Genomic DNA, 22526 nt, shown 5'->3' on the forward strand with positions numbered 1-22526 from the left:
GGTCGGCTTGGCGACGGCGGCGCTCTTGGCCGCCACCGCCCTCGCCGCCTGTGGGGGCGGCGACGACGACGGAGGTGGCGGCAGCGGGGGCGTCGCAGAGGCCAAGGGTCCCAAGGCGCCGGCGACCATCCCCGAGCTGACCGACGACCCCGTCAACCTCAGCTTCATCTGGTTCGAGTGGCCGCCCGCCCAGGCCCTGGAGGACTTCGCGAACGCGGAGTACACCAAGGAGCGGCCGAACGTGACCATCGAGGTCAACACGGTGCCCAACGCCAACTGGCACGACGCGATGTTCACCCAGTTCGCGGCCCGGCAGACCGACTTCGACATCGCCATCCTGGACTCCCAGCACATCGGCGAGGCGGTCACCAACGGCAACATCCTCGACCTCACCGACTTCATCAAGGAGAACATCGACACCGACGCCTACAACCCGTACCTGCTCGCCGCCTACGGCCAGTACCCGCAGGCCGAGACCGGGCAGCGCGACGAGAACGCCAGCCTCTACGGCCTGCCCCTGCTCGGCGACACCTGGACGATGATCTACCGCAAGGACCTCATCGGCGAGGACCCGCCGAAGACCTGGGACGACATGATCGCGGCCGCCCAGAAGTGCCAGGACGAGAACCCGGGCATCAGCGGGCTCGCCTTCCACCAGTCCAACGGCTCCGACGCCGCGGCCGTCACCTACAACACGGTGAACGGCGTCTACGGCGGCAACCTGTGGGACGCCAAGGACAAGTTGATCGACGGCGTCATCAACGACGACGCCGGGCAGAAGGCCATGGACGTCCTCGTCAACCAGATGAAGCCGCTGACCGCCAAGGGCTCCGGCAACTGGTTCATCGACGAGGTCAACGCCGCCGTGGCGCAGGGCAAGGCCTGCATCGCCTTCCAGTGGATCGCGGCGAGCGGTGGGCTGCTCGACCCGGAGCAGTCGACGCTCGGCAGCACGCGCGAGGAGATCGAGCAGAAGCTCGGCTTCGCCACCCTGCCGTCGCAGGAGACCGACCTCGTTCCTCTCGGCGGCATGGGCATGCACGTCTCGGCGTACGCCTCCGAGGAGGACCAGGCCGAGGCGCTCAACTTCATGAAGTGGTTCGAGCAGCCCGAGATCCAGAAGAAGTGGGCTGCGGCCGGCGGGGTGCCCGCCCGCACGGACGCCCTGGAGTCGCCCGAGTTCCTCAACTCCTCACCGTTCGCCCAGGTCTACACCGACTCGGTGTCGCGGATGCGGGACATGTGGAACGTCCCGGAGTACGCCCGCCTCATCGACATCGAGAACACCAACGTGAACGCCGCGCTCAACGGCGCGAAGGACCCGAAGGACGCTCTCGACGACATCGCCCAGGAGCAGCAGGACGTGCTGGACTCCAGCGGCGGCAGCGGGCTGTGAGCTGACGCTGTGACGACGACGACGGACCACCCGGTGCAGGAGGCGTCCTCGACGCCTCCTGCGCCGGGGCGCACCCGGCGCCGCAGCGACCGACGACTCGCGGCGGCGTTCATCTCCCCGGCGATGCTGTTGCTGCTCGCGATGTCGGTCTTCCCGCTGCTGTGGGCGCTGTACCTGTCGTTCACCGACTACTCGGCCACCCGGGACGCGCCCGCCCACTTCGTCGGGCTCCGGAACTACGTCGACATCCTCACCTCGGACCAGGTCCACCAGCGGGCCCTGACGACGCTGCTGTACGTCGTCGGCGCGGTGACGCTGCAGACCGTCCTGGGCTTCTCCATCGCCTACCTGATCTCGCGGCGCACGCACGGCCGCGGACTGCTGACCACCTTGTTCCTGGTGCCGATGATGCTGTCACCGGTCGTGGTCGGCCTGTTCTGGCGCTTCATGCTCGACGCCCAGTTCGGGGTGGTCAACAGCATGCTCGGCTCGCTCGGCATCGGTCAGGTGGAGTGGCTCACCGGTCAGCGGACGGCGCTGCTCTCGCTGATCGTGGTCGACACCTGGCAGTGGACGCCCTTCATCATGCTCATCGCCCTGGCCGGCCTCACCGCGGTCCCGAACTACCTGTACGAGGCGGCCTCCATCGACCGGGCGTCCGAGTGGTTCCGGTTCCGCAACATCACGCTGCCGCTGGTGTGGCCGTTGCTCCTCATCGCGGTCATGTTCCGGGCCATCGAGGCGTTCCGGTTGTTCGACCTCGTCTACATCCTCACCAGCGGAGGTCCGGGGGTGTCGACCGAGACGCTCTCGTTCCACGTCTACAAGGTGGCGTTCCTCGGCTTCAACACCGGCACCGCCTCGGCGTACGGGATCCTCATGGTCCTCGTCGTCATCGTCCTCGCGCAGTTCTACCTGCGCTACCTCAACAAGCTGAAGGAGGGCTGATGGCGATCTCGGTCGACGAGGCCGTGCCCGCCGGTCCCGTCCCGGACGACCAGCCACGCGTGCGCCGCGGTGGGAGCGCCCGCTCCGTCGTGGAGGTCGTGCTCCTGACGGCCCTCGCCGTGGCCATGCTCTTCCCGGTCCTGTGGATCCTGGAGACGTCGATCAAGGAGAACCGGGACGTCTACGCCGTGCCCGCGAAGTTCTTCCGCTTCGACGTCACCCTGGACCACTTCAAGGACGTCTTCGTGGGCCGGGGCGGCGGTCGCTCGGACCTCTCGACGTCGTTCCTCAACTCGGTGGTCGTGGCGGGGGTGTCGACCCTGCTCGCCACCCTGCTCGGCGTACCGGCCGCCTGGGCCTTCTCCCGGTTCGCGGTGCGGGCCAAGAAGGACCTGCTCTTCTTCATCCTCTCGACCCGCTTCATGCCGCCGGTGGTGGTCGTGATCCCGATCTTCCTCATGTACCGCGAGGTCGGGCTCATCGACAGCAAGCTCGGCCTCATCCTCATCTACGCCGCGTTCAACGTCCCGTTCACGATCTGGATGATGAAGGGGTTCGTCGACGAGGTGCCGTCGGAGTACGAGGACGCCGCCATGCTCGACGGCTACACGCGCCTGCAGGCGTTCTGGCGCGTCACCCTGCCGCTGCTCGTGCCCGGCATCGCCGCCACCGCGGTGTTCGCCCTGATCTTCTCCTGGAACGAGTTCGTGTTCGCCATCTTCCTCACCTCCAGCCAGGACGTGCGCACGGCGCCGCCCGCGATCGCCGGCCTGATCGGCGGGACCACGGTGGACTGGGGCCTCGTGGCCGCCTCCGCCGCGGTGTTCGCCCTGCCGGTGCTCGTGTTCGCCTACCTGGTCCGCAAGCACCTCGTCGCCGGTGTGACCCTCGGGGCGGTGCGTCGCTGATGGCCGGCATCGAGGTGACCTCCTTGCACAAGCGCTACCCCGACGGGACCGTCGCGGTGGAGCACGTCGACCTGTCCATCGCCGACGGCGAGCTGTTCGTCATGCTGGGCCCCTCCGGCTGCGGCAAGACCACCACCCTGCGCGCCATGGCCGGCCTGGAGCGGCAGACCTCCGGCGACATCCGCATCGGCCCCACGCTGGTCAACGACCTGCCGCCGGCCGAGCGGGACATCGCGATGGTCTTCCAGTTCTACGCGCTCTACCCGCACCTGAAGACCCGCGACAACCTGGCCTTCCCGCTGCGCGCCGAGGGGCTGCCGGAGCGGGAGGTCCAGCAGCGGGTCGACGAGGCCGCGCGGATGATGCAGCTCGGTCCGCTCATGGACCGCAAGCCGCAGCGGCTGTCCGGCGGCGAGCAGCAGCGGGTCGCGCTGGCCCGGGCGCTCGTACGCCGTCCGCACGCGTTCTTGATGGACGAGCCGCTCACCAACCTCGACGCCGAGGTGCGGTCCGAGACCCGCACCGAGATCAAGCACCTGCAGGCCGAGCTGGGGACCACGATGGTCTACGTCACCCACGACCAGGTCGAGGCGATGTCGCTCGGCCACCGGATCGCGATCCTCAACAAGGGCCGGGTCGAGCAGGTCGGCACCCCGCTGGAGGTCTACGACCGGCCGGCGAGCCTGTTCTGTGCCGCCTTCATCGGCTCGCCGCCGATGAACCTCATCGAGGTCGAGGTCGTCGACGGGTCGCTGCGCGGGCCGGGTGGGCTGGTGCTCACCCCACCCGCGGGCCTCTCGCGCCAGCGTGACCTCGTGGCCGGCGTCCGGCCGGAGGCGCTCGAGGTCACGGCACCGGGCGCCGAGAGCTCGGTCCCGGCCCGGGTGGTCTCGGCCGAGGGCCTGGGGGACGAGATCATCTACGTCGTCGACCACGGCGGCGAGCGCGACCTGCGGGTCCGGATGCCCCCGACCGTCCGCTTCGCTCCGGACGCCCTGGTGGGGCTGCGCCACTCCGGGGCGACCCCACCCGTCTACGACCTCACGACCGAGGAGCTGGTGGCCTGATGGCAACGGTGGCCGCCTACGGGCTGCGCAAGTCCTTCGGTGACGTCCAGGCCCTCGACGGCGTGACCCTGGAGGTGCCGGACGGCTCGTTCTTCGTGGTCCTGGGGCCGTCGGGAGCGGGCAAGACGACGACACTGCGCGCGATCGCCGGTCTCGAGGAGCTCGACGAGGGGGAGCGTGCACCTCGACGGCCGGGACGCCACGGGCGACACCCCGGCCGCCCGCGACCTGGCCATGGTGTTCCAGAGCTACGCGCTCTACCCGCGCCGCACGGCGTACGAGAACATCGCCTCGCCGCTGCGGGCCCGCCGCGCCTCGTCCAGCGACATCGCCGCGGCCGTCAACGAGGTGGCGGGGCTGCTGCACATCGAGCGGCTCCTCCGGCGCCGACCCGCGCAGATGTCGGGCGGCGAGATGCAGCGCGTCGCCCTGGCGCGCGCCCTGGTCCGCCGCCCGCGCGCGTTCCTCATGGACGAGCCGCTCACCAACCTCGACCTCAAGCTGCGCGTGGAGATGCGGACCGAGCTGACCCGCATCCACCGCAGCCTGGGCGGCACGTTCGTCTACGTGACCAACGACCAGGTCGAGGCGCTCTCCATGGCCGACCAGATCGCGGTGCTGAGGGAGGGTCAGGTCCAGCAGGTCGGGACGCCGGACGACGTGTACGAGCGGCCGGCCAACCGGTGGGTCGCGGGCTTCGTCGGCAGCCCGCAGATCAGCCTGCTCGCCTGCCGGGTGGAGGGCGAGCAGCTGGTGGGGGACCAGGGCTGGACCCTGCCCCGGCCCCGCTGGGCGACGGCCCGGGAGGGCCAGCCGCTCCTGCTCGGCCTGCGCGCCGAGGACCTCTCGGTCGAGCAGCGGGGCGAGGCCGCGCTGCCGGGCGAGCTGTACGGCCTGGAGCCGCTCGGCGACCGCACGCTGGTCGACGTCAAGGTCGGCACCGAGATGCTCAGGGTCAAGGCGCGTCCGACGGTCAGTGGCGCCCGCGGGGAGCGGCTGTCCGTCGCCGTCGACCTCGACCGGGCCCACCTCTTCGACGCCGACAGCGGGCTGGCCACCCGCTGACCCCGACCGCGTCCGAGCCACGACGAAGGCCCTCGCCGAAGAGATCGGCGAGGGCCTTCGTTGCTCGTGGGCAGGGGCGGGGTCGAACCGCCGACCTTCCACTTTTCAGGCGGACGCTCGTACCAACTGAGCTACCTGCCCGAGCGGCGCCACCCTACCCGAGTCCGACGACCGACTCCGAATCGCGTCAGGACGGGTCGATGCGCAGTGCGGAGACCAGGCCGTCGCGGACGGTGAAGCGGACCGGGCCGGTGCCGTTGAACCGCTGGGAGGTGACGGTGAGCGTGACGGTGTACTCGTCCGGGCCCGGTCCGGCGACCACGTCCTCGACCTCGAAGTGGGCGTGCACCCCGATGTTGTCGGTGCGGTCCCAGGACCGGGCGCCGTCGTGGCCAGTGAACTCGCGTCCCCAGTCGTTGATGGTCGCGTCGTCGGTGAACGCCGCCACGAAGGCCTCCGTGTCCCCGGCGTTGGTCGCGTCCACGACCGCCCGGATCGGGGCGGGGAGCTGCTCAGTCATGAGCGGAGCCTGACACGGGCTCGAGGTCCTGGGCTCCGACGACCGAGAGGAGCTCGAACTTCTCCACGGTCTCGGTGCCCGCCACCGGGGTGAACCACAGGAGCCGCTGGGTGGAGTCCTCGCTCTCGAGGTTGAGGCAGTTGACCTCGAGCTCGCCGAGGGTCGGGTGGAGCAGGACCTTCTGGTCGTGCCGGCGTACGGCGACGTCCTGGCGCTCCCACAGTGCGGCGAACTCCGCGCTCCGCGTGGTGAGGCGGTCGACCAGCTCCCGCACGTCGGCGTCGTGGCCGCGCCGGCCGACCACGGAGCGCACGTCGGACACCAGCGCGTGGGCCTGGCGCTCACGCTGGTCGGGCCGGTAGCGCTCGCGCACGCTCGGGTCGGTGAACCACTCGTGCACGAAGCTCGCCTCGACCCAGCGCCGCGGCGACGGCTCGCCGAGCAGCGCCCGGGCCATCCGGTTCTGGACGAGGGTGATGTGCAGGTCCGTGATGACCCGGGCCGGTGTGTCCGGCAGCCGGTCGAGGAGGTCGAGCATGCCGGGGTGGACGTGTGCGGTGGCCCCGCTGCGGGGCGGCAGCGGTCGTCCGGCCAGGTGGTGGAGGTGGTCGCGCTCGTCGCTGTTGAGGCGCAGGGCGCGGGCGAGCGCGGCGACCATCTGCTCGCTCGGCTGAGCGCCGCGGCCCTGCTCGAGCTCGACGTAGTAGTCCACCGAAGCACCCGCCAGCACCGCGACCTCGTCGCGGCGCAGCCCGGGCACCCGACGCCGCGGACCCGCGGGCAGGCCGACGTCCTGCGGGCGGATCCGGTCGCGCCGCGACTTGAGGAAGGCGCCGAGGTCGACGAGGTCCATGCCCTCAGTGTGCTCGCTCCGCGGCCCCCGAGCCTGGGGTCGCCGACCCCAGGGTGAGCGGCGCCTTCCTCGCGCCGTCGTACCGCGGCAGCCTCGAGGCATGGACAGCACACGCACCGCCATCGTCACCGGCGGCTCGCGCGGCATCGGCCGCGCGACCGCCCTGCGCCTGGGCCGCGACGGGTACGCCGTCGTGGTCGGGTACGCCGGCAACCGGGCCCTCGCCGAGGAGGTCGTCGCCGAGGTCGAGGCCGCCGGCGGCCACGCCCTCGCCGCCGGCGGCGACCTGGCCGACCCCGCCGTCGCGCAGCACCTGTTCGACGTCGCCGAGGAGGCCTTCGGCGGCGCGGACCTCCTCGTCCACGCGGCCGGCCAGATGGTCCTCGCGCCCGTCGCCGAGCTCGACCTCGACGACCTGGACCGCACCTTCCAGGTCAACGTCCGCTCGACGTTCGCCCTCGCCCAGCAGGGCGTGCGCCGCCTGCGCTCCGGCGGCTCGATGGTGCTGTTCTCGACCTCGGTCGTCGGCCTGGCCTTCCCGACGTACGGCGCCTACGTGGCCAGCAAGGGCGCCGTCGAGGCCCTCACCCCGATCCTGGCCAAGGAGCTGCGCGGTCGCGACGTCACCGTCAACACCGTCGCCCCCGGCCCCACCGCCACCGACCTGTTCCTCGACGGCAAGACCGACGAGCAGGTCCAGCAGCTGGCCCAGCAGCCGCCGCTGCAGCGCCTCGGCCAGCCCGAGGACATCGCCCGCGTCGTCGCCTTCCTCGCCGGCCCCGAGGGCCACTGGGTCAACGGCCAGACCCTGCGGGCCAACGGCGGCCTCGTCTAGTCAACGCCTCACCCACCGAAGGAGAACCGTCATGCCGTACGCCAACCTCAAGGTCCCCGCCGGCCTCGTCGACGCCCAGCAGAAGGAGCGCTGGGTCCACCAGATCACCGAGATGTACGTCGAGGCCTTCGGCGAGCAGGCCCGCGCCACCACGATGGTCCTCGTCGAGGAGGTCCCCGACGGCGGCTGGGGCATCGGCGACCACGTGCTCACCCTCGCTCAGCTCACCGGCGACGGGCCGGGCTAGCGGCGCGGCGCGCGGCCGGCGTCCTCTACGCTGGTCCGGCACTGGCCCCCATCGTCTAGCGGCCCAGGACCCCGCCCTTTCACGGCGGTAGCACGGGTTCGAATCCCGTTGGGGGTGCCACGTCCAGCGGTCGGGGGGCTCGGCCCCCATCGTCGAGCGGGCGGGTCCTCAGAGACCCCGCCCTCCCACGGCGGTAGCACGGGTTCGGATCCCGTGGGGGGTGCCACGTCCGGCGGTGGGGGGCCCGGCCCCCATCGTCGAGCGGGCGGGTCTCCAGAGACTGGCAGGGTCGGCAGGGCGGCGCGAGTCGTCCCGATCCCCCAACCGGAGTCGGCCCGCGATCGCCCTACCGGCCCACGCACCTCAGGAGACGGACGGGCCTGTCCAGATACCTCCGCACCGGCGGCGGATCCCTGACCCCAATATGAGGTATGCGCGCCCGGAGCTGCGGGGGCGAGGCCGCCCCCGGCTGGTTACTCTCTGGCCGCCGTCGTGCGGAGCCGCGTGACGCGAAGACTGGAGGCGGATGTGCACGCACGACTGCGAGCGACGGGGTGCGCTGTCGCACTGGCTGGACTGGGGGCGGCGCTGCTCGTCCCCTTCGCCGGAGGAGGGGCCGAGGCAGCGACGGCCGCTGCGGTCTCCATCAACCCGCCGGGCAACCCCGTGGCCGGCCAGGTCACGCTGAGCGGCACCGCGGGGGCCGAGGGCGGCCAGACGACCTCGGTGCTGTACGCGTTCGACGCCACCAACTCCACGGCGACCCCTGACCGATCGGACTGCTCGGGCGACGGTGCGGTCGACGCTGCGGACGACCTGAACGGTGACGGTGCCGTGGGCGACGTCCTGGACTGCGAGATCGCGGGCGTCGTGTCGCTCAACCGGAGCCTGGTCGGAGGTTCTTCCGTCCAGGCGGGCGTGGTGGGCTTCGCCAACCAGGCCGCGGCAGCTGACCTGGACCCCGGCGCCGACGCCCCGGCGTTCACGCCCGTGGGCTTCACGGGCGGCGACGCCCGACCGCGGGTGGAGTCGGTGGCGCGCAGCGTGGTGCGCGGTGCGATCACGCAGTACACGCCCAAGGACCTCGGTGGCAGCGGTTCGGGCACCGCGTTCGACAGCGCCCTGCAGACGTCCCTGGCGACCCTCGCCTCGGCGCCGGCCGGTCCGAAGTACGTCATGTTGCTCTCCGACGGCCAGTCGCCCGTCGACGACGCGCTGCTCCAGCAGCTGACGACTTCGGGAGTGAAGGTGCGGACCTTCGCCGTCGGGGCGGACGCGAGCTGCGTCCACTACGGCAGCCTGGCCAAGATCGCCTCCGCCACCGGCGAGTCGTGCACGAGCGTGGGGTCCCCGGCCGATCTGACGGCCCAGCTGAGCGCCTCGCAGCCCGACGCCGTCAGCGGCGTCTCCGTCTCCATCGGCAAGGTCGCGGTGGCTGCTCAGGTCAACGCGGTCGGCGGGTGGCGGGCGGACTTCGTTCTCGGCGAGGGCACGTACACCGCGATCGCCAGGGCGACGCTCACCTCCGGCGCGACGGCGACGACGCGCAGCACGTTCAGCGTGGCGCCGACGGCCGCCGGCCCCGCCCCGGGGACCGTGGGTGCCGGTGCCGGTGCGCTGCGCGCCACCGGGATCGTCGTGGCGCGGCCGGGGGCGACCAAGGCGCCGTCCGCAGCTCACGTCACAGGTCGCGTGGGGGTGGTCCGGGGCACGCGCGTGAAGTCCGCGGCTGAGCTCGCCGGGACCCGCGTCCTCCTGCAGGTCCGACGCGCCACCAGCGACGCGTGGACGACGGTCGACCGCGACCGCATCGACCAGAAGGGTCTCTTCGCGCTGCGCTGGCGGCCGAAGGCCCAGACGCCGCTGCTCCGCGTCGCCCTCGAGCAGCGAGGCAGGTTCGCGAGCAGCGCGGTGGCCGTGCCGGAGCCGCCCGTGTCGGCGTGCTCGTTCTCGTCGAAGCACGGCACGCACTCGGTGACCTGCCGCACGACGGCGCGGAACGGGGCCCAGGTGCGTCTGCTGGACGACGGCACGGTCGTGGACCGGTCCCGCGTCCGTGAGCACACGTTCCGGGTCACCACCCGGGGGAGCCTGAACCGGACCGTCGTCGTCGTCGGCTCCGGCAGCGGGCGAGCGACGCTCGTCCTCTAGGCGGGCCGGCACAGGCGGTGGCGGCGTCCGCCGGGGATTGGGTTCGGCGACCCGGCGTGCGTTAGAGTCACTTCGCTCCGGCCGCAGGGTCGGGAGCAACCTGGCCCCGTAGCGCAGTTGGTTAGCGCGCCGCCCTGTCACGGCGGAGGCCGCGGGTTCGAGTCCCGTCGGGGTCGCTCCGAGCAAGGCCCCCTCCGCGCGAGGGGGCCTTGCTGCTTGTCCGGGCCGCGACAATGGCCGCGTGCCGATCGACATGGAGCCCGAGCGGTTCGACGAGCTGGTCGACCAGGCCCTCGACGGGGTCCCCGACGAGCTGGCCCAGCACGTGCGCAACGTCGTGGTGCTGGTCGAGGACGAGCCGCCGGAGGGCGAGCCGGACGACCTGCTGGGGCTGTACGACGGCGTGGCGCTGACCGAGCGCGACAGCACGCTCACCATGACGCTGCCGGACCGGATCTTCATCTTCCGCGGTCCGCTGCTCGACTTCTGCGACACCGAGGCGCAGCTGGTCGAGGAGGTCCGGATCACGGTGGTCCACGAGATCGCGCACCACTTCGGCATCGACGACGCCCGGCTGCACGAGCTCGGCTACGCCTGAGCCACCACGAAGCCCAGCGCGCAGGCCGCGAGCCCGAGCCCGACCGTCGCCGCGGCGTACGCCGAGCCGCGGGTCCAGCCGAGTCGGTGGGTCTGCACGGCGAAGGCGGAGTACGTCGTGAAGCCGCCGCAGAAGCCGGTGCCGAGCAGCGCCGCGGCCGACTCGGAGACCGCCGCGCCGGACAGCAGGCCGAGCGCGAAGGAGCCGAGCACGTTCACCAGCAGGGTCCCGCGCGGGAAGCGCTCCTGGTCGAGCGTCGAGGCGAGCAGGTAGCGCAGCGGCGCCCCGACCGCCGCGCCCAGGGCCACCAACAGCGGGGTCACTTGGGGCGCTCCGGGCCCGCGCGGCTGATCAGCGCCACGACGACCAGGCAGGCGGCCAGGGTGCCGATGAGGTAGGCCAGCGCGGTGAGGGTGCGGCCGGCGTCGAGGAGGGCCCGCGCCTGCTCGGAGTACGCCGAGAGCGTGGTGTAGCCGCCGAGCAGCCCCGACCCCAGCGTGGCGGTGAGCGCGGGCGAGCGGCGTACGGCCGAGAGCAGGGGGAGCGCGGCGAGCGCGGCCGAGCCGCTGACGTTGATGGCAAAGGTGACCCAGGGGAAGCCGGCGGTGGTGGGCAGGAGGTCGCCGAGCCACCAGCGCAGGACGGCGCCGAGGGCGCCGCCGACCGCGACCCCGAGGAACCTCACCCGCAGAGGCTAGGAGACCACGTCGGCGCGGCCGGGCGACCGGGCCTCGCGCCAGGGGACCGGCTGCTCGCCGTTGGCCTGCCGGACGAACTCGGTGAGGAACCAGACCTGGAACTGCCGCTGTTCGGCACTGCGGGCCAGCGAGAGCAGCCGCTCCTCGCGGCAGAACTCGTCGGCCAGGTCGAGCAGCTCCACGAACCGGACCAGCGTGGCCGCGGTGGCACGGGGCATGTGCACGACCAGGTCGGTGGACTCCAGCCCCTCGGCCAGCGCGGCGTCGATCTGCTCCACGCCGATGCCGTCGCGCAGCTGGCGGTCGAGGGAGCCGAACAGGTCGGAGAGGCTCTTGGCCAGCGGGTAGTCCGACTCGTGGGCCAGGGCCAGCAGCCGGACCTCACGGCGCAGCTCGCGGAAGTGGTGCTGGAAGCCGACGAACAGGCCGAGCGGGACGTCGAGGATGCGGACCCGCACCCGGTCGCGGGTCGGGGTCGAGTGGAGTCGCGAGTGGTCGACGCCGGTGATGGTCCCGGGGACGCCGTCGCCGTCGGCGAAGTCCTCGGCCGGTGCGAACCAGACGATCTTGCCGTCCTCCTCGATCTCCGCGCCCCAGGCGTCGCAGCACCGGGCCACGATCGACAGGCCGCGACCGAAGGTCAGCAGCAGGTCGTCGACCTCGGGCTTGTCGAGCGGCTGGTCGGGGAGGATGGGCGGCTCGACGGAGGAGTCGCGGACCTCGACCCGCGGGTGCTCGGTGGTGCCGCGCATCCGGACGGTGATCGGCGGCTCGCCGTGCAGGAGCGCGTTGGTGACCAGCTCCGAGACCCCCAGCTGTGCGCACTCGGCCAGCTCCGGGCGGCCGATCTCCTCGCAGAGGTCGGCGACCCATCGGCGCGCGTCCTGCACGCCGCGGGCACCTTGGCCCAGGGCGAGAGGGGGCCGGTTGAGCGGCACGGGGTCTCCAGCTGTCTCGGTCGGTGGGGCGTCAGCCCGCTGAGCACGTCGATGGGCGTCTACCCGGTGCGGTGGCGACCAAACATCCGAGGTGTGCCGGGCCGGCCACGGAAACCGTTGTCGACTCAGGGTATCCCCGCTCGATCCGTTGTGTCTCGCCCCACACACGACACCGGATGAGCAGTTCTGGACCGGTGGTTACCCCTGTAGAGATGACCTGGGTCGACCAGGGGCCTGGACCGGCCCGCCGCGGCTCGGGACACTGAGGGTCGAGGAGTGATGAGGCGATGACGGACACCAGCACGGGCACCAGTTCAGGCACCAGTTCAGGGACGACGACCGCGACCGCGGCGGTGGCGGGCCACCCGGAGGCCCCGCGCCGGCACCAGGTCGTGGTGATCGGCTCCGGCTTCGGCGGCCTCTTCGGGACCAAGGCCCTCAAGGGCTCGGACGTCGACGTGACGATGATCGCGCGCACGACGCACCACCTGTTCCAGCCGCTGCTCTACCAGGTCGCGACCGGCATCCTGTCCGAGGGCGAGATCGCCCCGCCGACGCGCGAGGTCCTGGCCCGGCAGAAGAACGCCAGCGTCCTGCTCGGCGAGGTCACCGCCATCGACATGGACGCCCAGACCGTCACCTCGCAGGTGCTCGGCCGGGAGAACGTGACGCCGTACGACTCGCTCATCGTGGCGGCGGGCTCCAGCCAGTCCTACTTCGGCAACGACCACTTCGCCGAGTTCGCCCCGGGCATGAAGAGCATCGACGACGCCCTCGAGCTGCGCGGCCGGATCTTCGGCGCGTTCGAGCTGGCCGAGCTGGCCGCGCTGCAGGGCCGCTCGACCGACCACCTGCTGACCTTCGTGGTCGTCGGCGCCGGCCCCACCGGCGTGGAGATGGCCGGCCAGATCGCCGAGCTCTCCCGCCGTACGCTCAAGCGCGACTTCCGCGCGATCAGCTCCCGCGACGCCCGCGTCGTCCTCATCGACGCCGCCGGCCAGGTCCTGCCCCCGTTCGGCGCCAAGCTGGGCCAGAAGACCAAGCGCGAGCTGGAGAAGCTGGGCGTCGAGGTCATCCTCGGGGCGATGGTCACCGACGTCGACGAGCGCGGGATCACGCTGAAGTACAAGGACGACCGCACCGAGCGGATCGAGTCGGTCACCAAGATGTGGGCCGCCGGCGTGCAGGCCAACGCGCTGACCAAGACCCTCGCGGAGCAGACCGGTGCCCCGCTCGACCGCGCCGGCCGGATCGCGGTGAACCCCGACCTCACCCTGCCCGGGCACCCGGAGGTGTTCGTGGTCGGCGACATGATCAACCTCGACCACCTGCCCGGCGTCGCGCAGGTCGCGATCCAGGGCGCCAAGTACGCCGCCGACGCGATCGACCGGCGGCTGGAGGGCAAGCCGCCGCAGAAGCCGTTCAAGTACTTCGACAAGGGCTCGATGGCCACCATCAGCCGCTTCCGGGCGGTGGCCCTGATCGGGCGGTTCCGGCTGACCGGGTTCATCGCCTGGCTGATGTGGCTGGTCGTGCACCTGTTCTACGTGACCGGCTTCAAGAACCGCGTGACCGCGGTCCTGCACTGGGCCGTCTCGTTCGTGGGCCGCGGCCGCTCGGAGCGGACGGCGACCGAGCAGCAGATCTTCGGTCGGCTGGCCATGGGCCGGCTCGACCGGGGCGCCCAGGAGCTGATCTCGCCGCCCGAGGTCGAGGACCTGCTCGAGACCACGCGCGCCTTCGAGGCGCGCCGGCAGGAGCTCGAGGCCATCGCGCGTGAGGAGGCCCGACTCACCGACTCCGGTGAGCGCGGCGTCCGGCACGAGGCCGAGGTCTGAGCCGCGTCTCGGGCTACTCGAAGAACCGCGGGGCCGGCTCGTCGCTCTGGGCGAGCCGCTCCCGCGCCCACCGCGGCAGGATGAACAGCCCTTCGGCCTCCACGCACACCCCGTCCGGGCCGACCAGCTCACCGCGGGCCCACGTCTTGTGGCCCTCGCTCCGGTCGATCCACGCGCTCGCGCTCAGGTCGCCGAGGGGCGTGCGCTGCTTGTAGGTCACGGTCAGGGTCGCGGTCATGCCCGGCTTCCCGCCCGCGCCGGCCGCCTGCCCCAGCATCTGGTCCAGCACCAGCGCGGACACCCCGCCGTGGACGCTGCCCGGCGGCCCCTCGTACGCCGCGCCGAGGTGGAACGTCGCGTGCACCCCGCGCTCGCCGGTCTCCACCACCAGCGGCGGCGCCACCGCGTTGCGCAGGCCCACCACCGCGTTGCCCCACGCCCGGCTGAACCCGTCCTGACGGAAGCGCACGCCGTACGGGCCAGTCAGCCCCTCCTCGCGCAGCCGGGCGGTGATCGCCTCGACCTCCGCCTGCGCCCGGCGCACCTCCTCCGGACCGGCCTGGGTGCGGATCGCGGTGTCGACCAGGTCCCGGACGGCCTGGGTGAACGGCCCGTAGAGCGCCCGCTCCGCCTCCAGCCCCTCGAGGCTCGCGTCGTCCATCTGGTAGCCGGAGGTCACCACCGCACTGTAGTTATCGGGTGGCCCGGACCCCGGCGCGGTTGGTGCAATGGGGCATGACCGCGCTCGTCCGCCCCGACGCCCGGCTGCACGCGAGCTGGGCCGCCTGCGTCCACGAGTTCGGCCCCGAGACGGTCCACGGCGCCGGCCTGTGGCACCGCGAGGGCCCGGTCGACCTCACCCGGGCCGGGCTGGAGGAGCTGCTGGCCCTCTGGGGGCCGTACGCCGATCCGGCCGCCGCGCTCCCCGAGGGCTCGGTGCACTGCGACTACCTCTGGATCACCGCCGGCGACGAGGTCATCGGCTTCCTGGCGGTGCGGCACCGGCTCAACGCCTGGCTGCTCGAGGAGGGCGGGCACATCGGCTACTCCATCCGGCCCTCGCGCCGCCGCCAGGGCCACGCGTCCGCGGCGCTCGCGCTCGGCGTACGGCGCGCCGCCGGCCTCGGCCTCGACCGCGTGCTGGTCACCTGCGACGAGGACAACGTCGCCTCGGCGCGGACCATCGAGACCAACGGCGGCGCCTACGAGGACAGCCGCAACGGCAAGCGCCGCTACTGGGTCGCGACCGGGATCAGCGCTGCTGCTCGACCAACTGCGGACGGAAGAAGCGCAGCACCCGCATGAAGTCCTGCGGGTCGACCATCGTCTTGTCGACCTTGAACGGCGCCAGGTCGCGCCGGTGGAACAGGACGTACCACCCGCGCCGCTCCGATCGCCCGTGCACCTCGAAGATCGTGTACTGGCTGGCCAGGTCGAACACGTACCGCCCGCCCTGCTGCACGACCTCCAGCTGCCCCTGCCGCACGGTCAGCCGGGTCACGCTCGCACCCGCCCGGATCGCCCACACCACCACCGTCACCAGCAGCGCGATCGCCGCCAGCCCGATCGACAGCGTGTCCTGGTAGGTCACCGCCTCCCGCACGAAGTACGCCGACCCCACCAGCCCGATCAGCAGCGCGATGGTCAGCAGCTGCCGCGACGTCCGCCTGGCCTTGAACACGTAGACGCCGGGCATCTCCGCCGCGGTGTCGGCGGGCTTGGCGGCCTTGGGGGCCTTGGGGGTCTCGGGTTGCGCGGGTGGCTCGGGTGTGGGGACGGGTGCCGGCGTGGCGGCCTGGACCGGCGCCTGGGCCGGCGTCCGGACCGGCGCCGGCTCCGGGGTGGGTGCCGGCGGGGTCTTGCGGCTGCGCAGGCCGGTGAGGCGCGTGCGGGTCGGCAGCGTCTCCTTCGGTGCGGGGGGCCGGTGGAGCGGTCGGCTCGGGCTCGGGCTCGTCTAGGGGCTCGGGCAGCGCCTCAGGCTCGGCCTCGTCGACGGGCTCGGACTCGACGACGGGCTCAGGCTCGACGAGCGCCTCGGGCTCGGGCTCGGGCTCGGGCGGAGTCTTGCGGCTGAGGAGGCCGGTGAGGCGCGTCCGGGTCGGCAGCGGCTCCTTCGCCGCGGGTGCCGCGGTCGGCTCGGGCTCGGGCTCCACGAGCGCCTCGGGCTCAGGCTCGGCGAGGACCTCGGGCTCTGGCTCGGCGAGGACCTCGGGTTCGACCACCTGCTCGGGCTCGGGCTCGATGAAAGCCTCAGGCTCGGGTGGCACCACCGCCACGGGCTCCGGCGGCACCACCACCGGCTCCGGCGACGGAGCAGGAGGGGCGGGGACCGGCGGCGCGGCGACCGGGACCGTCGGCTGCGGGCGCTTGGTGAGGAACGAGAACGACTCCTGCGGTGCGACCGGTGCCGGCTCGGGCGCCGGCGCGGCGGGCCGCGGCCGCTGGGGGATCGGCGCACGGGCAGCGGGCACCTCGGCCCGGGGCGCCTGGACAGGGGGCGTCTCGACGACCGCCGGTTCGACCACCGCCGGCTCGACCACCGCCGGCTCGACGGGCGCCGGCTCGACGGCGGGCTCCGGCTCCGCGGCCCGGCGCGAGGCCGGCTCGGGCGCCCGCGCGACGGCGCGCTCGAGCACCTCCTCCACCGGGAGGGCGGGCGTCGAGGGAGGCGCGGGTGCAGGGACGACCGGGGCGGGCGCGGAAGCGACCGGCGTCTCGACCACAGGCTCGGGAGCCGGCGCCGGCGCGGCCGCGCGGCGGGGGGTCCGCTGAGGAGGCGGCGGAACGGCGCGGCGCAGCACCTCCTCGAACGGCAGCATCTGCGGCGGCGGGGCGGGCGAGCGCACGGGGAGCGGGGGAGGCGTGGGTGCGGGGGCCAGGAAGGCCGGGCCGCCGAGGGCGGGGGGCGGGGCCTGCTCCTCGGTGGCGAGGTCGCTGTCGGCCTCGTGGTCCAGGGTGGGGTCGTCGCCGTGCTCGACGGGGTCGACGAAGCGGGCCTTGAGGCGCTTGAGCCGGCCCTGGCCGTCGGGGGCCTTGGGGGTGCGGGCGGCCTCCTTCTCGGCCTTCTTGCGCACCGAGCGCATGACGATCGGCTCCCAGGCCTGCGGCGCCTGGCGGTCGGCGTCGGGCGAGGCGGCGGAGGCGCCGGCGGCGGGGGAGGGGCGGCGCGCGCCGAAGCCGGACGGCGGCACCACGCGCGCGCCGATGACCGGGTCGCGCTGGACGGCCGAGGAGGCCACGGCGGCGGTGGGCAGGCGACGGGCGGGCTGGTCGGCGGGCGTCTCGGGTCCCTCGGCCGACGGGGCGTCGGGCTTCCCCTCGTGGTGGGCCAGCCACCGACCGATGAGATCGGTCGAGTCAGCGCCCGGGCGCTGGGGGTCGGCGGCCATGCCGACCAAGTTACGGCGGGTCACAGGGGTGCGTGGGCGGTTTGGACAACCTCGCGGGCGAGGTCCGGATGGGCGCGTGGACCTGCGCGGATGCGGGTCGGTGTGTTTCCATGTGTGGCAGGTGAGACTGAAGTGACTACTGACGACGACTCGGGCGCCCAGGGCCCCCGACGACGACACGTGCTGCGTGCCGCCACGGCGACGGTCCTCGGTGCGGGGGTCGTCACGGGGACCGGCGCGGGGGTGCTGCGCGCCCTGAACTCCTCCGACGGCAGCGCCGGCGGCCGGCTGCTCCTGCAGGCCGACGCCACCAGCGGGGTCGGCATCCTGGAGCGCGGGCTCAAGGGCCTCGGGCTCAAGGCCCAGAGCGCCAGCAGCTGGCAGACGCCGGTCCTGGACACCTCGCTGGTGTCGATGACCGGCTTCACCTGGCGGGCCGGGACGCGGACGCCACCGCGGATCCTGGTGCGCTACCGCACCGGCGGCCGCTGGTCGCTGTGGCTGCCCGCGCCACTGCTACACGACGAGCCGGACCGCACGTCGGGCGAGGGCAACGGCAAGACCGGCACCGGCCTGGTGCTGTGCCCTGCCCTCGACCAGCCGGCCGACGGCATCCAGGTCCAGGTCAACGGCGCGCTGCCGCCCGAGCTCTCCGTCACGCTCATCCACGCCGACCGGCTGGCCGGCGACGCCCGCGTCGCGGCGGAGGCGTCGCGCTCGAGCGCCCGGGTCGTGGCGGCGAAGGCCGACACCACGCCGGTCAGTGCACCGACGATCTACTCGCGCGCGCAGTGGGGCGCCAACGAGAGCTGGCGCGACGGCGCCCCGCGCTACAACGACACGATCCTGCAGGCGCACATCCACCACAGCGCCTCGGGCAACGGCTACGCGCAGGCCGACGTACCCGCCCTGATCAGGAGCTTCTACAAGTACCACACCAAGTCGCTGGGCTGGTCCGACATCGCCTACAACTTCCTGGTCGACGCCTACGGGACGATCTGGGAGGGCCGGTACGGCGGCGTGGACCAGGCCGTCCGCGGCGCGCACACGCTCGGCTTCAACGCCTCCTCGACCGGCTTCTGCGTCATCGGCAACCTCGACCAGGTCGCGCCGACGCAGGCCACCCTCAACTCCCTGGCCGCGCTGGCGGCGTGGAAGCTGTCGATGTACGCCCGCGACCCGCAGGGCTGGACCCAGGTCGTCTCCGAGGGCAGCGACAAGTTCCCGAGCGGCCGCACGGTCACCCTGCCGGTCATCGACGGCCACCGCGACACCAACGACACCGCGTGCCCCGGCGGCAACCTCTACGCCCAGCTGCCCGCCCTGCGCACGGCGGCCGCCGGTGGGATCGCCGCGGCCACGCTCAAGCTCAAGCAGCCCTACGTCATCAGCGGCAAGGCCACCCTCGGCCACACGCTCACCGTGGCCGACGGCAAGTTCAAGCCCAACACGGCCGCGGTGACCTACCAGTGGCTGCGCAACGGTACGCCGATCGCCGGCGCGGTCGCCTCGTCGTACGTCGTGGCGCCGGAGGACGTCGGCCAGACCGTCGGCGTCGTGGTCACCGGCTCGCTCCCGGGTGTCGCACCGGTCGCCCAGAGCGTCGCCGCAGACCGCGCGGCGCGGTCGATCCCGACCCTGGCCATCCGCACCCAGCGCAAGCCGGGCGGCAAGGTCATCGTGCACGTCGACGTGACGGCGCCCGGGATCGCGGTGCCCGACGGCCAGGTGCAGATCCTGCTCGGCAAGGCCCAACGCACGGTCGCGGTCAAGAAGGGCAAGGCCATCGCCCGCTTCGTGGGCGTCGACCCGGGTCGCTGGAAGGTGCGCGTGAAGTACTCCCAGGGCACCAACAGCCGCCCCGGCAAGGGCAGCGACTGGGTCCGGGTGCCCGGCAGGGGCCCGCGGGCCCGCACGTCGGCGTAGCGCCGCCCGGAAACAGAAGAACCCGCAGGACGCGTCCCTGAGGCGTCCGGCGGGCTGCTTCTGACTCTGGTGAGCCCGATCGACGTCAACCCCCGAAGACGACGAGCTGGGCTCCACCCGGTGCCGACCACCCCCGTGGGAACGGCTCCGAGAAGAACGTTAGGGCCGGGCGGGGCACGCCGCGTCCTCGCTCGAGACACACCGAGGTAACAGTCCGCATCCAAGCCGGGCTCACGGTCCAGACCAGCGCGACGGCGTGCTGGGTTCGCGGCCCCGAGGGGGCGAGGAGGCGCTAGGCCTCCGGGTCCTCGGGGTGGCGCCGCTTGCGGTCGAGGTCGCGCAGGAAGTCCTCGTCGTCGTCCGGGGCGACCGGGCGGGCCGGTGGACGCTGTGGGCGCTGGGTCCGCTGGCCTCGGGGTGCGGGGCGCGCCACGCCGCGGCGCTCGATGACGCGGACCAGGGCGTACGTCACGGCCGCGAAGAGCAGCACCACCAGCAGGACCTTGAGCACACGCCCAGCCTAAGGCGCACCGGCAAACCCCGCGCCGGGACTCCGTACCCTGGGGGCGTGAAGGAGTTCGTCGTCTACACCGGGCTGCGGCTGCTGCTGTTCGCCGCGACCTTCGGCATCGTGGTCGGGGTGTGGACGGCCGTGGGCGACTCGGCCAACATCTTCGTCGCGGTCATCGCCGCCTTCGTGGTCAGCGGCCTCGGCTCCTACTTCCTGCTGGACCGGCAGCGCGAGGCGCTGGCCCGTCACGTCGAGGCGCGTGCGTCCCGCGCGGCCGCCGCGTTCGAGCAGCGGCGGGCCAGGGAGGACGCCGAGTCCGACTAGCGCCGGCGGCGGTTGAGCTGGCGGTCGATGCGCGACTCGGACTGGCCGAGGAGCTTGGCCAGCAGCGGCACCCGCATCCGCCACACCACGACCGCGGCCACGACGATCGCCACGATGATCAGCAGGGTCAGCATGCTCCGAGGCTAGCCCGCGCGCCCAGGGTCGCTACCCGACCAGCAGCAGCGGTACGCCGACCAGCGCGGCCCACACCAGCTCGGCCAGGCCCGTCGACTGCAGCACCGGGATGAGCGCCGGACCGACCGCCCCCGACAGCACGGTGCAGACCCCGCGCAGCGCCGGGACCAGGAAGCCGAGCCCGAGCAGCGCCCACCACGACGTGGAGACGGCCACCGCGACGCAGGCCACGACCGCGGCCGCGACGAGCAGCGCGTAGAGCCCGCGCGTGCGGTCCGGGCCGAGCAGGACCGCGAGGGTGCGCTTGCCGGCCACGGTGTCGGTGGGGATGTCGCGCAGGTTGTTGGCCACGAGGATCGCGCAGGCCAGCGCGCCGACGCCGACCGCGGCGTACAGCGCGGGGAGGTCGAAGGACTCGGTCTGCACGTACGTCGTCCCGAGCACCGCGACGAGCCCGAAGAACACGAAGACCATCACCTCGCCCAGGCCGAGGTAGCCGTAGGGCCGCGCGCCGCCGGTGTAGAACCACGCGGCGAGGACGCAGACCAGGCCGACGGCGACCAGCCACCACGCGGTCGTCGCGGCCAGCACCAGGCCGGCCACGCCGGCCACGGCGAAGGCCAGGAACGCCGCCCGCTTCACGGCGCCGGGCGTCGCGGCACCGGAGCCGACGAGCCGCATCGGGCCGACGCGATCGGCGTCGGTGCCGCGGATGCCGTCGGAGTAGTCGTTGGCGTAGTTGACCGCGACCTGCAGGGCCAGGCTCACGACGAGCGCGAGCAGCGCCTTCCACCAGACCGCGTGGTCGACGTACGCCGCGACGCCGGTGCCGGCGAGCACCGGCGAGACCGCTGCGGGGAGGGTCCGGGGCCGCGCGCCGGCGACCCACTGACCGGGAGTTGCCACGAGGGGTGATTCAAGCAGGCTGCGGGTCCACCGCCGAGTCGCGGGCGAGGAACCGTTGTGCCGCGCGTGACGTGGGACCCATGCCGAGCGTGGCCAGCACCACGATGCCGGCGATGACGATCCAGCCGGGCGCGCCCCACTCGATGGCCAGGAAGGTGTAGGCCGCCGGCGCCCACACCTCGCCGAGCGTGCTGCCGAGACTGGCCGCGCCCTGGTACTCGCCGAGCCGCTCGGGGTCGGACAGCTCGGCGAGGAAGCCCCAGTGCGAGGCGGACTGGAACAGCTCCGCGCCGGTCACGGTGACGTGGCCGAGCCAGACCAGGGCGATGGTCACCCAGCCGATGGTGTCGTGGGTGACGAGCACGACCAGGCAGGAGAGCACGAAGAAGCCGGCGCTGATCCGGGCCGCGCGCAGTGAGCGGTCGACCGAGTCCACGCCGCGCGCCGCCGCGACCTGCAGGAGCACCGCCATGACGGTGTTGGTCCCGAAGAGCCAGGCCAGCAGCACGCGCGGGGCGTCGGTCTCCTGGACCAGCCAGAGCGGGATGACGACGTTGAGCAGCACCTGGTTGGTGCCGAGCACGCCGTCGCAGACGTTGAGCAGGACGAAGCCGCGGTTGCGCAGGGCGCTGCCGCGGGCGGGCTGGTCGTCGACCGCCCGCTCCACGGCGTGGGCCGCGGCCGGCAGCCGGGTGACGAAGAAGGCGTTGGCGGCGAGGACGACGGCGGTGAAGACCGGGACCGCGCGCACCAGGTCGTCGTTGTCGAAGGCCAGCGCGATGCCGCTGAAGAGGGCGCCGAGGGTGAAGCCGAGGTTGAGCGCGGAGCGGCGGAAGGCCTGCGACTGGACCCGCTCCTCGCGCGGGAACGCCGCGAGGGAGTACGCGCCGGCCCCGGACCACCCGGCCACCTCGACCAGGCTCAGCGCCACCATCATCACGAGGAAGGCCGCGAACCCCTCGATGAACGGCCACGCGGCGTAGAGCGCGGCGCTCCCGGTCGCCCCCAGGGCCCACATCCGCTGGGCGCCCACCCGGTCCACGAGCCGGCCGAGCGGCACCGACAGGAGGAACTTGAACAGCCCGGCCACGGTGATGCCGATGCCGACCTGACCGGCGCTCAGGCCCACGATCTGGGTGAAGAAGACAGCGCTGCCGGTGATGAAGGTGCCCTCGCCGACCGCGAAGAGCACCGACTGCGCGGCCAGTCGCCGCGTGAGGGGGTTCGACGGCAGGATGCTGCCAAGGTGCCCGGACACGAGGGGCATCAGACC

24 protein-coding genes, 4 tRNA genes and 1 pseudogene are annotated in these 22526 nt (G+C 72.9%); 17 read left to right on the top strand and 12 right to left on the bottom strand.

The genetic code is table 11. The annotated features are described in order from the left end of the window. The first annotated feature begins 25 nt into the window (after positions 1 to 25). The 6 genes and pseudogenes from G5V58_RS25055 to G5V58_RS26520 all read left to right on the top strand — a co-directional run bounded on the left by G5V58_RS25055 (position 26) and on the right by G5V58_RS26520 (position 5384). Entirely contained in the window at positions 26 to 1396 is a 1371-nt protein-coding gene (locus G5V58_RS25055) for an extracellular solute-binding protein (protein ID WP_230486953.1), read from the top strand. Positions 1397 to 1405: 9 nt separating this feature from the next. Then, positions 1406 to 2344, top strand: coding sequence for a carbohydrate ABC transporter permease (locus tag G5V58_RS25060; RefSeq protein WP_230486954.1), 939 nt, complete (start codon positions 1406 to 1408; stop codon positions 2342 to 2344). Continuing rightward, positions 2344 to 3252, top strand: coding sequence for a carbohydrate ABC transporter permease (locus G5V58_RS25065; RefSeq protein ID WP_165238300.1), 909 nt, complete (start codon positions 2344 to 2346; stop codon positions 3250 to 3252). Before G5V58_RS25060 ends, G5V58_RS25065 begins: the two co-directional genes overlap by 1 nt. After that, positions 3252 to 4319, top strand: a complete 1068-nt coding sequence (locus tag G5V58_RS25070) for an ABC transporter ATP-binding protein (protein WP_165238302.1) — start codon at positions 3252 to 3254, stop codon at positions 4317 to 4319. Before G5V58_RS25065 ends, G5V58_RS25070 begins: the two co-directional genes overlap by 1 nt. Then, positions 4319 to 4429 (top strand): annotated as a pseudogene (locus G5V58_RS26795) (spermidine/putrescine ABC transporter ATP-binding protein); the annotation flags it as partial. The gene G5V58_RS25070 and the pseudogene G5V58_RS26795, both read left to right, overlap by 1 nt. Positions 4430 to 4496: 67 nt before the next feature. After that, positions 4497 to 5384, top strand: coding sequence for an ABC transporter ATP-binding protein (locus G5V58_RS26520; protein ID WP_268991247.1), 888 nt, complete (start codon positions 4497 to 4499; stop codon positions 5382 to 5384). A gap of 67 nt (positions 5385 to 5451) precedes the next feature. Here G5V58_RS26520 and G5V58_RS25080 read toward each other — a convergent pair. The 3 genes from G5V58_RS25080 to G5V58_RS25090 form a co-directional block, all read right to left on the bottom strand. Then, positions 5452 to 5525: transfer RNA gene (locus G5V58_RS25080), tRNA-Phe, on the bottom strand. A 46-nt stretch (positions 5526 to 5571) separates the two neighbouring features. Continuing rightward, entirely contained in the window at positions 5572 to 5904 is a 333-nt protein-coding gene (locus G5V58_RS25085; RefSeq protein ID WP_165238304.1) for a nuclear transport factor 2 family protein, read from the bottom strand. Beyond that, positions 5897 to 6757 (bottom strand): helix-turn-helix transcriptional regulator, encoded by an 861-nt coding sequence (locus G5V58_RS25090; protein ID WP_165238306.1) that lies wholly within the window; start codon positions 6755 to 6757, stop codon positions 5897 to 5899. The genes G5V58_RS25085 and G5V58_RS25090 overlap by 8 nt, the downstream gene beginning before the upstream one ends. Positions 6758 to 6857: 100 nt before the next feature. Between G5V58_RS25090 and G5V58_RS25095 the strand changes: the two genes are divergently transcribed. The 7 genes from G5V58_RS25095 to G5V58_RS25125 all read left to right on the top strand — a co-directional run bounded on the left by G5V58_RS25095 (position 6858) and on the right by G5V58_RS25125 (position 10588). Then, a complete protein-coding gene (locus G5V58_RS25095; RefSeq protein ID WP_165238308.1) occupies positions 6858 to 7592 on the top strand; it encodes an SDR family oxidoreductase in 735 nt (244 codons plus the stop codon). Positions 7593 to 7623: 31 nt separating this feature from the next. After that, complete coding sequence (locus tag G5V58_RS25100) at positions 7624 to 7839, top strand: tautomerase family protein (protein WP_165238310.1); 216 nt, start codon at positions 7624 to 7626, stop codon at positions 7837 to 7839. Between the two features lie 44 nt (positions 7840 to 7883). Then, a tRNA-Glu gene (locus tag G5V58_RS25105) sits at positions 7884 to 7959 on the top strand. 22 nt (positions 7960 to 7981) lie between these two features. Beyond that, a tRNA-Gly gene (locus tag G5V58_RS25110) sits at positions 7982 to 8065 on the top strand. Positions 8066 to 8331: 266 nt separating this feature from the next. After that, entirely contained in the window at positions 8332 to 9990 is a 1659-nt protein-coding gene (locus tag G5V58_RS25115; protein ID WP_165238312.1) for a vWA domain-containing protein, read from the top strand. A 102-nt stretch (positions 9991 to 10092) separates the two neighbouring features. Then, positions 10093 to 10166: transfer RNA gene (locus tag G5V58_RS25120), tRNA-Asp, on the top strand. 65 nt (positions 10167 to 10231) lie between these two features. Next, the gene (locus G5V58_RS25125; protein WP_230486955.1) at positions 10232 to 10588 is read left to right on the top strand and encodes a metallopeptidase family protein; all 357 of its coding nucleotides are present in this window, start codon (positions 10232 to 10234) and stop codon (positions 10586 to 10588) included. Here G5V58_RS25125 and G5V58_RS25130 read toward each other — a convergent pair. Genes G5V58_RS25130 through G5V58_RS25140 form a run of 3 tightly spaced genes read right to left on the bottom strand, consistent with a single transcriptional unit; the run spans position 10579 to position 12176 of the window. Then, positions 10579 to 10911 (bottom strand): fluoride efflux transporter FluC, encoded by a 333-nt coding sequence (locus G5V58_RS25130; RefSeq protein WP_165238314.1) that lies wholly within the window; start codon positions 10909 to 10911, stop codon positions 10579 to 10581. The two genes, G5V58_RS25125 and G5V58_RS25130, sit on opposite strands and share 10 nt — an antisense overlap. Next, complete coding sequence (locus G5V58_RS25135) at positions 10908 to 11273, bottom strand: fluoride efflux transporter FluC (protein ID WP_165238316.1); 366 nt, start codon at positions 11271 to 11273, stop codon at positions 10908 to 10910. Before G5V58_RS25135 ends, G5V58_RS25130 begins: the two co-directional genes overlap by 4 nt. A 9-nt stretch (positions 11274 to 11282) precedes the next feature. Next, the gene (locus G5V58_RS25140) at positions 11283 to 12176 is read right to left on the bottom strand and encodes an ATP-binding protein (protein WP_230486956.1); all 894 of its coding nucleotides are present in this window, start codon (positions 12174 to 12176) and stop codon (positions 11283 to 11285) included. Positions 12177 to 12511: 335 nt separating this feature from the next. Here G5V58_RS25140 and G5V58_RS25145 point away from each other — a divergent pair, with 335 nt between their 5' ends. Beyond that, positions 12512 to 14062 (top strand): NAD(P)/FAD-dependent oxidoreductase, encoded by a 1551-nt coding sequence (locus G5V58_RS25145; protein WP_165238318.1) that lies wholly within the window; start codon positions 12512 to 12514, stop codon positions 14060 to 14062. Between the two features lie 13 nt (positions 14063 to 14075). Here G5V58_RS25145 and G5V58_RS25150 read toward each other — a convergent pair whose 3' ends face one another. After that, a complete protein-coding gene (locus G5V58_RS25150; RefSeq protein WP_230486957.1) occupies positions 14076 to 14741 on the bottom strand; it encodes a PaaI family thioesterase in 666 nt (221 codons plus the stop codon). A gap of 56 nt (positions 14742 to 14797) precedes the next feature. Here G5V58_RS25150 and G5V58_RS25155 point away from each other — a divergent pair, with 56 nt between their 5' ends. Beyond that, positions 14798 to 15367: a GNAT family N-acetyltransferase gene (locus G5V58_RS25155; protein ID WP_165238319.1), complete on the top strand. Its 570-nt coding sequence runs from the start codon at positions 14798 to 14800 to the stop codon at positions 15365 to 15367. Here the strand turns inward: G5V58_RS25155 and G5V58_RS25160 are convergent. Beyond that, positions 15315 to 15758, bottom strand: coding sequence for a hypothetical protein (locus G5V58_RS25160; protein ID WP_165238320.1), 444 nt, complete (start codon positions 15756 to 15758; stop codon positions 15315 to 15317). The two genes, G5V58_RS25155 and G5V58_RS25160, sit on opposite strands and share 53 nt — an antisense overlap. Before the next feature lie 1825 nt (positions 15759 to 17583). On the opposite strand from G5V58_RS25160, the gene G5V58_RS25165 reads away from it, so the two are divergent. Further along, positions 17584 to 19377 carry an N-acetylmuramoyl-L-alanine amidase gene (locus tag G5V58_RS25165; protein ID WP_165238321.1) on the top strand — a complete coding sequence of 598 codons (1794 nt, stop codon included), beginning with the start codon at positions 17584 to 17586 and terminating at the stop codon, positions 19375 to 19377. A gap of 292 nt (positions 19378 to 19669) precedes the next feature. Here the strand turns inward: G5V58_RS25165 and G5V58_RS25170 are convergent, their stop codons facing one another. Then, positions 19670 to 19888, bottom strand: a complete 219-nt coding sequence (locus G5V58_RS25170) for a hypothetical protein (protein WP_165238322.1) — start codon at positions 19886 to 19888, stop codon at positions 19670 to 19672. A gap of 57 nt (positions 19889 to 19945) precedes the next feature. On the opposite strand from G5V58_RS25170, the gene G5V58_RS25175 reads away from it, so the two are divergent. After that, positions 19946 to 20212, top strand: coding sequence for a DUF4229 domain-containing protein (locus tag G5V58_RS25175; RefSeq protein ID WP_165238323.1), 267 nt, complete (start codon positions 19946 to 19948; stop codon positions 20210 to 20212). On the opposite strand, the gene G5V58_RS25180 is transcribed toward G5V58_RS25175, so the two are convergent. Genes G5V58_RS25180 through G5V58_RS25190 form a run of 3 tightly spaced genes read right to left on the bottom strand, consistent with a single transcriptional unit; the run spans position 20209 to position 22511 of the window. Then, positions 20209 to 20346: a hypothetical protein gene (locus G5V58_RS25180; protein ID WP_165238324.1), complete on the bottom strand. Its 138-nt coding sequence runs from the start codon at positions 20344 to 20346 to the stop codon at positions 20209 to 20211. The two genes, G5V58_RS25175 and G5V58_RS25180, sit on opposite strands and share 4 nt — an antisense overlap. A gap of 31 nt (positions 20347 to 20377) precedes the next feature. Beyond that, complete coding sequence (locus G5V58_RS25185) at positions 20378 to 21253, bottom strand: 1,4-dihydroxy-2-naphthoate polyprenyltransferase (protein ID WP_165238325.1); 876 nt, start codon at positions 21251 to 21253, stop codon at positions 20378 to 20380. 10 nt (positions 21254 to 21263) lie between these two features. Further along, positions 21264 to 22511: an MFS transporter gene (locus tag G5V58_RS25190; protein ID WP_230486958.1), complete on the bottom strand. Its 1248-nt coding sequence runs from the start codon at positions 22509 to 22511 to the stop codon at positions 21264 to 21266. Between the last annotated feature and the right edge of the window lie 15 nt (positions 22512 to 22526).

Source organism: Nocardioides anomalus (assembly GCF_011046535.1).
GTDB lineage: Bacteria > Actinomycetota > Actinomycetes > Propionibacteriales > Nocardioidaceae > Nocardioides > Nocardioides anomalus.

Excerpts from the sequence above, each read along its gene's own strand:
- G5V58_RS25065 (WP_165238300.1), top strand. The coding sequence starts at position 2,344 with ATGGCGATCTCGGTCGACGAGGCCGTGCCCGCCGGTCCCGTCCCGGAC.
- G5V58_RS25070 (WP_165238302.1), top strand. The coding sequence starts at position 3,252 with ATGGCCGGCATCGAGGTGACCTCCTTGCACAAGCGCTACCCCGACGGG.
- G5V58_RS25085 (WP_165238304.1), bottom strand. The coding sequence starts at position 5,904 with ATGACTGAGCAGCTCCCCGCCCCGATCCGGGCGGTCGTGGACGCGACC.
- G5V58_RS25090 (WP_165238306.1), bottom strand. The coding sequence starts at position 6,757 with ATGGACCTCGTCGACCTCGGCGCCTTCCTCAAGTCGCGGCGCGACCGG.
- G5V58_RS25095 (WP_165238308.1), top strand. The coding sequence starts at position 6,858 with ATGGACAGCACACGCACCGCCATCGTCACCGGCGGCTCGCGCGGCATC.
- G5V58_RS25100 (WP_165238310.1), top strand. The coding sequence starts at position 7,624 with ATGCCGTACGCCAACCTCAAGGTCCCCGCCGGCCTCGTCGACGCCCAG.
- G5V58_RS25145 (WP_165238318.1), top strand. The coding sequence starts at position 12,512 with ATGACGGACACCAGCACGGGCACCAGTTCAGGCACCAGTTCAGGGACG.
- G5V58_RS25155 (WP_165238319.1), top strand. The coding sequence starts at position 14,798 with ATGACCGCGCTCGTCCGCCCCGACGCCCGGCTGCACGCGAGCTGGGCC.
- G5V58_RS25160 (WP_165238320.1), bottom strand. The coding sequence starts at position 15,758 with ATGCCCGGCGTCTACGTGTTCAAGGCCAGGCGGACGTCGCGGCAGCTG.
- G5V58_RS25180 (WP_165238324.1), bottom strand. The coding sequence starts at position 20,346 with ATGCTGACCCTGCTGATCATCGTGGCGATCGTCGTGGCCGCGGTCGTG.